Source organism: Kineococcus halophytocola, assembly GCF_041276425.1.
In the GTDB taxonomy this organism is placed as follows: Bacteria; Actinomycetota; Actinomycetes; order Actinomycetales; family Kineococcaceae; genus Kineococcus; species Kineococcus halophytocola.
In genome coordinates this window covers 101,650-114,220 of the sequence record NZ_JBGFTU010000009.1, presented here as the reverse complement: position 1 = coordinate 114,220, position 12,571 = coordinate 101,650, and the positions used below count along the sequence as shown (strand labels likewise).

The following is a 12,571-nucleotide window of genomic DNA, read 5'->3' as shown; positions in this document are numbered from 1 at the left end:
GGTGCCGGGCGGCCGCTGCCCCGTTGGCACTCCCCACCGGGGAGTGCCACCGACGCTGCGCGAGACGCTAGCACTCAGCCCCGACGAGTGCCAGACGCAGGGGGCTTCTGGGAGCATCGACCGGGTGAACACCGCCGACGTCGACGCCCTGCTCTCCCCGGCGGGCCGCGCTCTGCTCACCGAGCTGGCCGGCACCACCGACGCCGACCCGGTCGCCCTCGCCGCCCGGCTGCGGCGCGCGGGCCACGACCCGGCGCTCGCGGCCCTGGCCACGACCCAGTCCCGGTTGCGGGCGAGGGCCGCGGCCAAGTTCGGCGAGCGGGCGGCCGGGCTGCTGTTCACCGCCACCGGGGCCGAGCAGGCGACCCGCGCGGTGGTGGCCCGCGAGCACGCGCGCCGCTTCGCCGCGGCCGGGGTGCAGCGCGTCGCCGACCTCGGCTGCGGGGTCGGCGCCGACTCCCTGGCCTTCCTCGACGCCGGGCTCGCCGTCCTGCCCGTGGACGCCGACCCCGTCACCGCGGCCGTCGCGGAGCACAACCTCGGCGTCCCGGTCCGCTGCGAGGACGTCACCGCCGGGGTGGTCGACGAGCTCGGCCCCGGCGACAGCGCGTGGTTCGACCCGGCCCGGCGCACCTCCGGCGGGCGGCGCGTCTTCGACCCCGAGGCCACCTCCCCTCCCCTGTCCTTCGTGCTGGGCACCGCCGCGCGCGTCCCGGCGACCGGCGCCAAGCTCGCCCCGGGCCTGCCGCACGAGCTCGTGCCCGCCGGCGCGGAGGCGCAGTGGACCTCGGTCGACGGCGAGGTCGTCGAGTGCGCCCTGTGGTGCGGGCCGCTGGCCGTGCCGGGCACCGGGCGCAGCGCCCGCGTCGTGCGCGGGGACGCGCACGGGGTCACCGCCCACGAGCTCGACGACACCGACCTGCCCGTGGCCGAGGTCGGTGCGGTGGGCGGGTACCTGCACGAACCCGACGGGGCCGTCATCCGCGCCGGGCTCGTCGGACGGGTCGCGGCCGACCTCGGCGGCCGGCTCGTGGACGAGACCATCGCCTACGTCACGACCGACGCGGCCGTCTCCTCCCCGCTCGTGCGCTCCTTCCGCGTCCTGGACGTGCTGCCGTTCGGGCTCAAGGGCCTGCGGGCGCACCTGCGCTCCCTGGACGTGGGCCCGCTGACGGTGAAGAAGCGCGGGACGGCCGTCGACCCCGACCAGTTGCGCAAGCAGTTGGGGCTCAAGGGGTCCCGGCCCGCGACGATCGTGCTGACGCGCGTGGCGGCCAGGCAGAGCGTGCTGGTGGTGGACCCGCTCAGCTGATCCTCGCGCGCAGGACGAGCGCGTCGACGTCCTCGGGCTGGTAGTACCGGGCGCGCCGGGCGATCTGCTCGAACCCCTCGCTGCGGTAGAGGTGCTGGGCCGGCGCGTTGTCGGCGCGCACCTCCAGCAGCAGGTGCGTCGCGCCCGCCGCCACGGCCCGGGCGCGCAGTTCCCGCAGCAGGGCCCGGCCCGTCCCGCGGCCCTGCTGGTCGCGGGCCACGCCGACGGTCTGCACGTCCGCGTCGGCACCGGCGACGACGATGCCGCCGTACCCGACGACCCGCCCGTCCTCCTCCGCCACCAGGAAGCACCGGTTCGGCTGGGCCAGCTCGCCCCAGAACGCCTCCACGCTCCACGCCCCGCGGCCGAACAGCTCGGTCTCCAGGGCGTGGACGTCGTCGACGTCCCACCAGCGCATCTCCCGCAGCACCGGCCCGGTCGGGTCCAGCGCCAGGTCCAGCGCCAGGCACACCCGCGGCCACGTGCCGAGGCCGAGCCCGGCCTCGCGGGCGACCAGGGCCCGCAGCTGCGGGCCGGGGTCGGGGACGTCGCCGAACCCCAGCCGCCGGTACCACGGCGCGTTCCACGGCACGTCGGCGAACGTCGTCAGCGTCAGCGCGGGGCGCCCCTGCGCGCGGGTCACGTCGGCGGCCAGCTCCAGCAACCGCCGGCCGGTGCCACGACGGGCGTGGTCGGGGTGGACGCTCAGCCGCTCGACGTGCCCGTTGCCGTCGACGGGTTCGAGGCCCAGCAGCAGGTACCCGACGATCTCCCCGGTCCCCTCCTCGACCGCCACCCAGGCCCGCCCGGCCTCCCGGTGCGCGGCGAGGACGTCCAGCGACGGCGGGTCGTCGTCGGCGACGGCCGCCATGCCCAGGGCCCGGAACGCCTCCCCCGCAGCGCGTTCGACGTCCTGCACCCTCGGCAGGTCGGCGGTCTCGGCCGGGCGCAGCCGCACGCCGGGTCCCCGGTCGCTCACGCCGTGACGCGCTTGCGCGCCCCCGGCGCGGTCGCGTCCGGCCGGCGCAGGTAGAGGGGTTCGGGCGGCAGCAGCTCCGGGCCGGGACGCCCGGCGAGGGCGTCCACGACGACCTGGGCCAGCGCCCCGCCGTCGACGTCGAAGGGGCCCTGCTCCCCGCCGAGGGCGTCGGGGTACAGCCGCGTCCCCGACCCCACGACCGGCACGTCGGCCCCGCCGTCGCCGAAGACGTCGGCCGGGCGCAGCACGTCCGGCCCCGCGGTGCGCCGCACCCCGTCGCCGTCGGCGACGTAGCGCGCCGTGTGGACCTCGCGGCGGCGGGCGTCGGTGGCGACGAGGAACTCCCCCGTCCGGCCCGCGGCGAGCGCCGCGGCGGCGAGGGCGTCCAGGGAGCAGACGCCGTGGACCCGCGTGCCCCAGGCGAGGGCCAGGGTGCGGGCCGTGGCGATCCCCACGCGCAGACCGGTGAAGGGACCCGGGCCCACGCCGACGGCCACGTCGGTCACGTCGCGGCGCTCGCGGCCGGCGGCGCGCAGCACCTGGGCGACGGTGGGGACGAGGACCTCGTTGTGGCTGCGGGCCGTCCCGGCCCGGGCGGCGGCGAGGACCCGCTGCCCGTCGTGGACGGCGACCGCCACCCCGTCGGTCGCGGTGTCGAGGGCGAGCAGCAGCACGGCGGGATTCTAGGCCGGTCCGCCGGGCGTCCCGTCCGGGCGGCCCGGGTGCGCCCGGCGCCGGGCGAAGCGCACCGAGGCGGCGAAGACGGCGGGGGCGTCCCGGTCCGAGGTCAGCTCGTGGAAGCTGCCCGCGTACACCACCTCCGAGACCTCGGCCGAGGAGATCCCGGCCAGGACGGCGCGCGAGGAGGCCGCGGGCACGACGTGGTCGACGCGCGAGCGCAGCAGCAGCACGGGCTGGCGGACCCGCGCGAGGTCTCGCCGCACGTCGCGCCACCCGGCGGTCTGGGAGACGAGGGCCCGCAACGGCGTGCGGTCGTAGGCCAGCACCCGCGCCTCCGGGTCCCGCAGGTCCCCGGCCACACCGGGCCAGCGCGGCAGGACCCGGCCCAGGACCTGCACCGCCGCCAGCTTCCACGGCTCCAGGAGGACGGCCGGGTTGGCCAGCACGAGGCCGTGCACGCGGTCGGGGCGCAGCTCGGCCAGCCGCAGCGCCAACCCGCCACCCATCGAGATGCCGGCCACGAGGACGACGTCGTGGTCCAGCCGGTCCAGCGCGGCCTGCGCCGCCGCGAGCCAGTCGGCCCAGGTCGTGCGGTCGCAGTCGGCGACGGTCGTGCCGTGCCCGGGCAGCAGCGGGACCTCGACGTCGAAGCCCGCGGCGTGGAACTCCTCGGCCCAGGCGGCCACCGACAGCGGGGTGGCCGTGAAGCCGTGCAGGACGAGGACACCGGTGCGGGGGCGCACGGCGTGCCGGCGGGCGAAACCGTGGACGCGGGCGTCGTCGGTGCGGTCGGCGAGCGCACCCGGGTCGGTCCTCACGCCAGGTCCACCTCCGCCCAGCGGGCGCCGATCCCCCGCACGAGCGCGCGCCGCGGTTCGACCGGTGCCTCGGCCTGCGGGTCCTGACCGGCCGGGGCGGCGCCGTGCGGGCGCAGGAGGTCGATCTCGAGCCGGTCCCCGGTCAGCTCCTCGACGAGCCCCCGCCCCCACTCCACGACCGTCACCGCCTCCTCCGCCGCGGTGTCCAGGTCGAGGTCGTCGACCTCGGCCAGCGAGCCGAGCCGGTAGGCGTCGACGTGGACGAGGACGGGCCCGCCCACGAGGGAGGGGTGCTCTCGCGCGATGACGAACGTCGGGGACGTCACCGGCCCCCGCACGCCGAGCCCCTGCGCGAGCCCGCGGGTGAAGGTCGTCTTGCCCGCGCCGAGGTCCCCGGACAGCAGGACGAGGTCACCGGCCCGCAGCAGGCGCCCGACGCGCTCGCCGAGGGCCGCGGTCTCCTCGGGGGTGCCCAGGAGCAGTTCGGCGGCGCTCACCGGCGCCTCCGGCGTCCGCGGCGGGCCAGGGGGAGGACGACCTCGTGCGCGGCGGCCGGTGGGCCGGCGGCGTCGGCGGCCCGGGCCAGCAGCCGCTCCAGCCGGGAGGTCACGACCCCGGGGTGCTCGAGCACGACGAGGTGCCCGGCGCCGCGGACGAGGACGTGCTCGGCCTCCGGCAGCGCGTCGGCGATCTCCCGGCCGTGGGCCGCCGGGGTCATGAGGTCGCGTTCGGCGGCGATCACGAGGACGGGCCGGCCCGCCAGTCCCGCGAGCGCCTCCCGCTCGTCGAGGGTGGCGAAGGCGGGCAGCAGGTCGGCGATGACGTCGACGGGGGTCTGCGCCATCATCCGGGCGGACAGCCGGACCAGCTCGGGGGCGACGGGCCCGGCGAAGCTCCAGTGCCGCACGAGCCGCTGCTCGAGGTCGGCCCCGGCGCGGCGGCTGCGTTCGAGGACGTCGTAGCGGCCACCGGCGCGTTCGAGGGCCAGCTCGGCCCAGCGCACGAGGTGGTGCCCCAGCAGCGGCAGCCCGTGGTCGACGGCCGCCAGCCCGCCCGCGGACGTCGCCACGAGCGCCACGGCCGCGGTGCGGGGCAGCAGGTCCGGCCGGCGCGCGGCGAGCTCCATGACGGTCATGCCGCCCAGGGAGTGCCCGACGAGCACGACGGGCCCGTCGGGGACGACGGCGTCGAGGACCTGGCCGAGGTCGTCGGCGAGGCGGGCCACGCTCACCGGGCCCTCGGGACCGCGCCCGGAGCGGCCGTGGCCGCGCATCTCGGGCAGGACCAGCCGGTACCGGCCGCGCAGGGCCAGGCGCTGGAAGTGCCAGCAGTCGGCCGACAGGGCGTACCCGTGGCACAGCACGACGGTGGGGACCGCGTCGGCGGCCGTCCCGGGGCGGTCGGCCTCGTCGACCTCGACGTGCAGCCGGGCCCCGTCGTCGGTGACGACCTCGACGGGGGTCCCGGCCAGCGGGGGCAGCTCCTCGGGCCGGCCGGACCGGTGACGGCGGACGGGCCGGCGGCGCGCGGGCAGTCCCGGCAGCGCGGTCAGGGCGGGCCTCACGCCGGGACCTCGGCGGGGGCTCCGGCGGGGGCTCCGGCGGGGGTCTGGCCGGGGGTCGGGACGCCGGCGGTCCCGGTGTGCCGGCGGGGCACGCGGGCTCCGACGCGGGTCACGACCTCCCAGGAGATCGTCCCGGCCACCTGCGCCCAGTCGTCAGCCGTCGCCTCCCCGTCGGCGCCGGGACCGAAGACGAGGGCCGCGTCGCCCGGGGCGGCGGTCGCGTCGCCGAGGTCGAGGACGACCTGGTCCATGCAGACGCGGCCGGCGATGCGGTGCCGGGCCCCGCCGACGAGGACCTCCCCGGAGCGCCGCCCGTCCCAGGAGGCGTGCCGGGGCACCCCGTCGCCGTAGCCGAGGGGCACCAGGGCCAGGGTCGTGTCGGTGGCGGTGGTGTACGTCAGGCCGTAGGACACCCCGGCCCCGGCGGGCACGCGGCGCACGTGGGCCAGCCGGGCCGCGAGCGTCATCGCCGGGACCAGGCCCAGCTCGGCCCCGGTGGCGAGGTCGGGGGCGGGGCTGAGGCCGTAGACGGCGAGCCCGGCCCGGACGAGGTCGTAGCGCGCCTGCGGGACGAAGAAGGCGGCGGCGGAGTTGGCGTGGTGGCGCAGGCCCGGGTCGACGCCGTGCTCGCGGGCGCTCGCCAGGGCCGCCTCGAAGGCGGCGAGCTGGGCGGTCACCGAGGGGTCGGCGGGGACGTCGGCGCTGGCGAAGTGCGCCCAGGTGCCGCGGACCTCGACGTCACCGGCGGCGACGTGGTCCGCCACCGCGTCCAGCAGCGCGGGCCACTCCGCCGGGGAGGCGCCCCCGCGGGACATGCCGGTGTCGACCTCCAGGTGCACGCGGGCCCGGCGGCCCGCCTCCCGGGCCGCGGCGACGACGGCCTCCAGGGACCAGGCGGCGGCCACGGACAGGTCGACGCCGGCGCGGACGGCGGGGACGAGGTCGGTGCCGGGGGTGAGGATCCAGGCCAGCACGTCGGCCCCGATCCCGGCCCGCCGCAGGGCGAGGGCCTCGTGGACGTGGGCGACGCCGAGCCAGGTGGCGCCCCCGGCGAGGGCGGCGCGGGCCACGGGGACCAGGCCGTGCCCGTAGGCGTCGGCCTTGACGACGGCCATGACCGCGGCCGGGCCCACGCGCCGCCGCACGGCACCGACGTTGCGGGCGACCGCGTCGAGGTCGACGAGCGCCACGGCCGGCAGCTCGGGAGGCAGGTCCACGCGCCCGACGGTACTCGGCGGGCGCGGAACGCTCAGGGCGTGTCCCACCCCGGCAGGGACGTCAGGGCCGCGGGCACGGCCTCGGCGACGTCGAGCGCGGCCAGCGGCCCGCCTGCCGAGGCCAGGGCCGCGGCGCAGCCGTGCAGGACGGCGGCGTCGGCGGCCGCCAGGGCGACGGCCTCGGGGTCGTGCGGGTCGCGCAGACCGGCGAGCGCCGTGCCGAGGATCCCGGCGAGCACGTCCCCGGCGCCGGCGGTGGCGAGCCAGGCGGGCGCGGCGGCGGCGGTGAGGACGCGGGCCCCCACGACCGTCGTCACGGTGCCCTTGAGCAGGACCGTCGCGCCGGTCTCCTCGTGGACGCGACGGGCGTGGGTCAGCGGGTCGGCCTCGACGGCGGAGCGCTCGGCGCCCAGCAGGCGGGCCAGCTCCCCGGCGTGCGGGGTCAGGACGTGCTGCGGGCCGAGGTCGGGCAGGTCGGTGAGGGCGCCGGCGTCCACGACGGCCGGTTCACCGCCGCGCAGGGCCTCGCGCACGTGGGCCTGCTGGTCGGGGTCGTCCGGGGAGACCCCCGGGCCCAGGACCCACGCCTGCACGCGCCCGGGGCCGGCGACGACCTCGGGCCGGGCGTGCCGGACGAGCTCGCTCGGGTGCGCCGGGCCCACGTAGCGGACCATCCCGGCCCCGGCGCGGACGGCGGCCTGCACGGCCAGGACGGCGGCGCCGGTGTAGTCCGGCCCGCCGGCGACGACGCCGACGACCCCGCGGGAGTACTTGTCGTCCGAGGGCCGGGGCCGGCGCCAGCGGGCCGCGACGTCGGCGGGTTCGACGCGCTCGAGCGCGGGGGCGGGCAGGTCGGTCAGGCCGATGTCGGCCACGAGCAGCCGTCCGCACAGGGCGGCGGCCGGGCCCAGCAGGTGCACCGGCTTGGCCGTCCCGAACGTCACGGTGAGGTCGGCGGCCAGGACCTCCCCGGTCACCGCGCCGGTGTCGGCGTCCAGGCCCGAGGGCAGGTCGACGGCGACGACGGCGGGCCCGTCGAGCGCGGACAGGCCCTCGAAGGCCGGGCGCAGGCCCCCGCGGCCGCCGATCCCGGCGATGCCGTCCAGGAGCAGGTCGGCGCCGGCGCAGACGTCCTCGTCGCCGGGGCGCCACGGCCGGCTGCGGACGCCGGCGCGGTGGGCGTCGGCCAGGGCCTCGTCGTGGACGCGGTCGGCGGTGCGCAGGGCGGTGACGGCGACGCCGCGGCGGGCCAGGCGGGCCGCGGCCAGCAGGGCGTCCCCGCCGTTGTCCCCGGCCCCGGCCAGGACGACGACGCGGCGGCCGGTGAGGCCGCCCGTGGTCTCGCGCAGGACGTCCGCGCAGGCCACGGCGAGGGCGGCGGCGGCGCGCTGCATGAGCGTGCCGGGGGGCAGGGCGGCCATCGCGGCGGCCTCGGTGCGGCGGACGTCCTCGACGGTGTGCGCGGCGATCACGCCCCCACCCTCCCCGCAGGTGCGCCCGGGCGCCCCCCGGGGGCGGCGCTCACCGCGACTCGGCGACCACCATGGCCGTCGCGATGCCCGCGTCGTGGGACAGGGACAGGTGGAAGGTCGCCACGCCCATCTCCTCGGCGGTCTTCCGCGCGCTGCCCTTGACGACGATCTCGGGGCGGTGCCCGTCCTCGCGCTCGACGACGACGTCGCGCCAGACGAGGCCGACGGGGGCGCCGAGGGCCTTGGCCACGGCCTCCTTGGCCGCGAACCGCGCCGCGAGCGACTCCGGCGGCAGGCCCCGCTCACCGTCGCCGAAGAGCCGTTCGAGCAGCAGGGGCGTGCGCTCCACCTGACGTTTGAAGCGGGCCACGTCCACGACGTCGATCCCGATGCCGATGATCACCAGTGCTGTCCCTCCGCCGACGGCGTCCGCGGGCGTCACGCTCCCACGCGGGCCCACGGGGAGGAACAGCGGGGTCCGCCCGACGGCGGGGGTCACTCCACGGTGACGGACTTGGCGAGGTTGCGGGGCTGGTCGACGTCCAGGCCCTTGGCCGCCGCCAGCTCGCAGGCGAAGACCTGCAGCGGCACCACGGCCAGCAGCGGCGAGAGCAGCGTCGACGTCCGCGGCACGCGGATCACCACGTCGGCGTACGGCTCCACGGCCGTGTCGCCCTCCTCGGCGATGACGAGGGTCCGCGCCCCGCGCGCCCGGACCTCCTGGATGTTCGAGACGACCTTGGAGTGCAGGGAGTCCCGCCCGCGCGGGCTCGGCACGACGACGAACACGGGCTGGCCCGGTTCGATGAGCGCGATGGGCCCGTGCTTGAGCTCGCCGGCGGCGAAACCCTCGGCGTGGATGTAGGCGAGTTCCTTCAGCTTGAGCGCGCCCTCCATCGCCACGGGGTACCCCACGTGCCGGCCCAGGAACAGCACCGAGCGGGTGTCGGCCATGTAGCGGGCGATCTCGCGGACCTGCTCGAGGCCGTCGAGGACCTGCTGCACCTGCCCGGGGATCTCGTGCAGCTGCGCGAGGACCTCGGCGACCTCGTCGGAGAACTTGTTCCCCCGCAGCTGGGCCAGGAACAGGCCGAGCAGGTAGCAGGCGGTGATCTGGGCGAGGAACGCCTTCGTCGAGGCGACGGCGATCTCCGGCCCGGCGTGGGTGTAGAGGACCGCGTCGGACTCGCGCGGGATCGTCGAGCCGTTGGTGTTGCAGATGGCCAGGACCTTCGCGCCCTGCTCGCGGGCGTGCCGGACGGCCATGATGGTGTCCATCGTCTCCCCGGACTGGGAGATCGCGACGACGAGGGTGCGCTCGGAGACGACGGGGTCGCGGTAGCGGAACTCGTGGGCCAGTTCCACCTCGACGGGGACCCGGCACCAGTGCTCGATGGCGTACTTCGCCACCTGACCGGCGTAGGCCGCGGTGCCGCAGGCGATGACGATCATCTTGTCGATCGTGCGCAGTTCCGCCTCGGAGATCTTCATCTCGTCCAGCTGCAACCGGCCCGTGCTCTCCTCGACCCGGCCCAGGAGGGTGTCGGCGATGGCCTTGGGCTGGTCGTGGATCTCCTTGGCCATGAACGAGGGGAAACCGCCCTTCTCGGCGGCCGCGGCGTCCCAGTCGACGTGGAACCGGCGGCCCTGGGCGGGCGAGCCGTCGAACCCGGTGACGACGACGCTGTCGGGGGTGATGGTGACGACCTGGTCCTGGCCCAGTTCGAGGGCCTCGCGGGTGGAGGCGATGAACGCGGCGACGTCGGAGCCGAGGTAGTTCGCCCCCTCGCCCAGACCCACGACGAGCGGGGAGTTCCGGCGGGCACCGACGATCGTGTCGGGGGCGTCGGCGTGCACGGCCAGCAGCGTGAACGCGCCCTCGAGCCGGGTGCAGACCGAGCGCATGGCCGCGGCGAGGTCCGCGGTGCCCTCGCAGGCGCGGGCCAGCAGGTGGGCGACGACCTCGGTGTCGGTCTCGCTGGTGAACTCCACCCCGGCCTCGGCCAGGTCGGCGCGCAGGGCCGCGAAGTTCTCCACGATGCCGTTGTGGATGACGGCGACGCGGCCGCCGGTCCCGACGTGCGGGTGGGCGTTGGCGTCGGTCGGGCCCCCGTGGGTGGCCCAGCGGGTGTGCCCGATGGCCGTGGCGGCCGCGGGCAGCGGGTCGGACGCCAGCTCCCCGACGAGGTTGGCGAGCTTGCCCGCCTTCTTGCGGGTCTGGACGCCGTCGGCCGTGACGACGGCGATGCCCGCGGAGTCGTACCCGCGGTACTCCAACCGGCGCAGCCCCTCCAGGACCACCCCGACGCCCGCCCCGTCGTCCCCCGAGCGCTGGGACCCCACGTACCCGACGATTCCGCACATGAGCACGAGGGTACGGTCCGCGGGGGCCCGTCCCGGCCAGGAGAGCCCGGTCCGTCACCCGGTAGCCTCACGCCGGTGAGAACGGGCGCGACGACCACTCCCCCCGCCACCACTCCCGCGACGCCCGGCCCGGCCCCGAGCGGCTCCCCCACGCCGTACGTCGTGCTGGACCGCGCGCACTGGAGCGCCCTGCGGGCCAGCACCCCGCTGACCCTGACCGCCGAGGACGTCACCCGGCTGCGGGGGCTGGGCGACCGGGTCGACCTGCGCGAGGTCGAGGAGGTCTACCTGCCGCTGTCGCGGTTGCTGACCCTGTACGACCGGTCGGCGGGGTCGCTGCACGCGGCGACGTCCACGTTCCTGGGCGAGGCCGTCCAGCGGACCCCGTTCGTCATCGGCATCGCCGGGTCGGTCGCGGTGGGCAAGTCCACCACGGCCCGCGTGCTGCGCGAACTGCTGTCGCACTGGCCCGAGACCCCGCGCGTCGAACTCGTGACGACCGACGGCTTCCTGCTGCCGAACGCCGAGCTGCAGCGGCGCGGCATCCTGCACCGCAAGGGGTTCCCCGAGAGCTACGACCGGCGGGCGCTGCTGCGGTTCCTCGCCGCCGTGAAGTCCGGGGTCCCGCAGGTGCGGGCGCCGGTGTACTCCCACCTCGTCTACGACATCGTCCCCGACGAGGAGGTCCTCGTCCGGCAGCCCGACGTCCTCATCGTCGAGGGGCTGAACGTCCTGCAGCCGGCGCGGGTGCGCGCCGACGGGACGCAGGGCGTCGCCGTCAGCGACTACTTCGACTTCTCCCTCTACGTCGACGCCCGCAGCGAGGACGTCCGCACCTGGTACGTGGACCGGTTCCTGGAACTGCGCCGCACCGCGTTCTCCGACCCCCAGTCCTACTTCCACCGCTACGCCTCGCTCACCGACGACGAGGCCGTGGCCCGGGCCCGTGGCATCTGGAACGAGATCAACGGCCCGAACCTCGCCGAGAACGTGCTGCCCACGCGCGGGCGGGCCACCTGCGTGCTGCAGAAGGGCCCGGACCACTCGGTCCGTCAGGTGCGGTTGCGCAAGGTCTGAACCACCCGCTCCAGCGGCGCCTCGCACTCCTCCTGGAACTCGTCGAGGACGAACCCCAGGGCCTCGTCGACCGCGACCATCGGGGTGTTCGACACCGCGTTCCACGTCGAGACCCGGTGCGCCGCGGGGTTGTCGAGCAAGGCGCGGCGCAGGCAGGCCAGCTTGACGAGCGTGCCGAGGCGGTGGCCGCGGTGCTCGGCCAGGACGAGGGTGTCGAGCTGGACGAGTCGTTCCGGTTCGTGGTCGGAACGCACGAGCACGGTGTGGGCGACGAGCCGGCCCGTGGCGTCCTGCGCGACCGCGACCCACTGGTGCCGCCCCTGCGCCGCCCGCACGGCCTCCACCTCGCGGATCCGCGCCGCGTCCCAGTGCTCCGGTTCGACCGCGAGGTCGCCGTTCGGGGCGTCGGTGCTCATCCGGGACGTCAGGTGGGCCATCTCCTCCAGGTCCTCCTCCGGGACGGGCCCGGCGTGGGCGCGGACCCGGTAGCCGGTGGCGTGCGGGGCGGCCGCGGCCTCCAGCGCCGCGAGCCGGCCCGCGTCCGGCGGGAGGGTGAGCTGCCGCCGCGAGTCGAGCAGCCCGGCCCCGAAGCCCCAGCGGGCCGCGGCGAGCGAGCCGGGCCAGTCCCGCGGCGGACGGTCGGCGGGGCGGTCGACGCACGCCCGCACGGTGGTCCGGCCCTGCGCCGCGGCCACGTCGAGGGCCGCCGCGAGCAGCGCCGACCCCACCCCGCGGCGCCGGTGGGCGGGCGGGACGGCGACGTGCACGTGGGCCAGGTGCCGGTTGTCGGCCAGGGGGCAGCGCACGTCGGCCACGCCCACGACGTCACCGTCCTCCTCGGCGAGCAGGACGTGCATCCGCTCGTCCGCGGCACCCCGCTCCAGCAGGGCCCGCAGTTCCCCGCGGCGCCACGTCGCGGGGTCCGGGCGGTCGACGGCCTCGGCCGCGGCCAGCGCGTCGTACCAGCGGTCGAAGTGGACCCGCGCCCAGTCGCTGCGCCCGGGATCGGCGGACGACGTGCTGCGCAGGGTCGGGGCGGGGGTCACGCGCCCAGTCAGCCAGACCGGACGACCGGAGCGCGAGAGGG

12 protein-coding genes are annotated in these 12,571 nt (G+C 77.3%); 2 read left to right on the top strand and 10 right to left on the bottom strand.

Translation table 11 applies throughout. From position 1 onward, the window contains the following. Positions 1–124: 124 nt before the first annotated feature. Positions 125–1,312, top strand: coding sequence for a THUMP-like domain-containing protein (locus tag AB2L27_RS09725; protein WP_370441265.1), 1,188 nt, complete (start codon positions 125–127; stop codon positions 1,310–1,312). On the opposite strand, the gene rimI is transcribed toward AB2L27_RS09725, so the two are convergent. The 9 genes from rimI to glmS form a co-directional block, all read right to left on the bottom strand. Beyond that, a complete protein-coding gene (gene rimI, locus AB2L27_RS09720) occupies positions 1,305–2,291 on the bottom strand; it encodes a ribosomal protein S18-alanine N-acetyltransferase (RefSeq protein ID WP_370441264.1) in 987 nt (328 codons plus the stop codon). The genes AB2L27_RS09725 and rimI overlap by 8 nt on opposite strands. Beyond that, positions 2,288–2,965 carry a tRNA (adenosine(37)-N6)-threonylcarbamoyltransferase complex dimerization subunit type 1 TsaB gene (gene tsaB / locus AB2L27_RS09715; protein WP_370441263.1) on the bottom strand — a complete coding sequence of 226 codons (678 nt, stop codon included), beginning with the start codon at positions 2,963–2,965 and terminating at the stop codon, positions 2,288–2,290. The genes rimI and tsaB overlap by 4 nt, the downstream gene beginning before the upstream one ends. Positions 2,966–2,974: 9 nt before the next feature. Next, positions 2,975–3,790, bottom strand: coding sequence for an alpha/beta hydrolase (locus AB2L27_RS09710; RefSeq protein WP_370441262.1), 816 nt, complete (start codon positions 3,788–3,790; stop codon positions 2,975–2,977). Continuing rightward, positions 3,787–4,287 (bottom strand): tRNA (adenosine(37)-N6)-threonylcarbamoyltransferase complex ATPase subunit type 1 TsaE, encoded by a 501-nt coding sequence (gene tsaE, locus AB2L27_RS09705; RefSeq protein ID WP_370441261.1) that lies wholly within the window; start codon positions 4,285–4,287, stop codon positions 3,787–3,789. Before tsaE ends, AB2L27_RS09710 begins: the two co-directional genes overlap by 4 nt. After that, positions 4,284–5,354, bottom strand: coding sequence for an alpha/beta hydrolase (locus tag AB2L27_RS09700; RefSeq protein WP_370441260.1), 1,071 nt, complete (start codon positions 5,352–5,354; stop codon positions 4,284–4,286). The genes tsaE and AB2L27_RS09700 overlap by 4 nt, the downstream gene beginning before the upstream one ends. Beyond that, positions 5,351–6,571 (bottom strand): alanine racemase, encoded by a 1,221-nt coding sequence (gene alr, locus AB2L27_RS09695; protein ID WP_370441259.1) that lies wholly within the window; start codon positions 6,569–6,571, stop codon positions 5,351–5,353. The genes AB2L27_RS09700 and alr overlap by 4 nt, the downstream gene beginning before the upstream one ends. 32 nt (positions 6,572–6,603) lie before the next feature. Continuing rightward, entirely contained in the window at positions 6,604–8,043 is a 1,440-nt protein-coding gene (locus AB2L27_RS09690) for an NAD(P)H-hydrate epimerase (RefSeq protein WP_370441258.1), read from the bottom strand. 49 nt (positions 8,044–8,092) lie between these two features. Continuing rightward, entirely contained in the window at positions 8,093–8,446 is a 354-nt protein-coding gene (locus tag AB2L27_RS09685; RefSeq protein ID WP_370441257.1) for a holo-ACP synthase, read from the bottom strand. A gap of 92 nt (positions 8,447–8,538) precedes the next feature. Then, positions 8,539–10,407 (bottom strand): glutamine--fructose-6-phosphate transaminase (isomerizing), encoded by a 1,869-nt coding sequence (gene glmS, locus AB2L27_RS09680; RefSeq protein ID WP_370441256.1) that lies wholly within the window; start codon positions 10,405–10,407, stop codon positions 8,539–8,541. Between the two features lie 75 nt (positions 10,408–10,482). Here glmS and coaA point away from each other — a divergent pair, with 75 nt between their 5' ends. After that, positions 10,483–11,484 (top strand): type I pantothenate kinase, encoded by a 1,002-nt coding sequence (gene coaA / locus AB2L27_RS09675; protein ID WP_370441255.1) that lies wholly within the window; start codon positions 10,483–10,485, stop codon positions 11,482–11,484. Here the strand turns inward: coaA and AB2L27_RS09670 are convergent. Next, entirely contained in the window at positions 11,460–12,530 is a 1,071-nt protein-coding gene (locus tag AB2L27_RS09670; protein ID WP_370441254.1) for a GNAT family N-acetyltransferase, read from the bottom strand. The genes coaA and AB2L27_RS09670 overlap by 25 nt on opposite strands. Positions 12,531–12,571 lie beyond the last annotated feature (41 nt).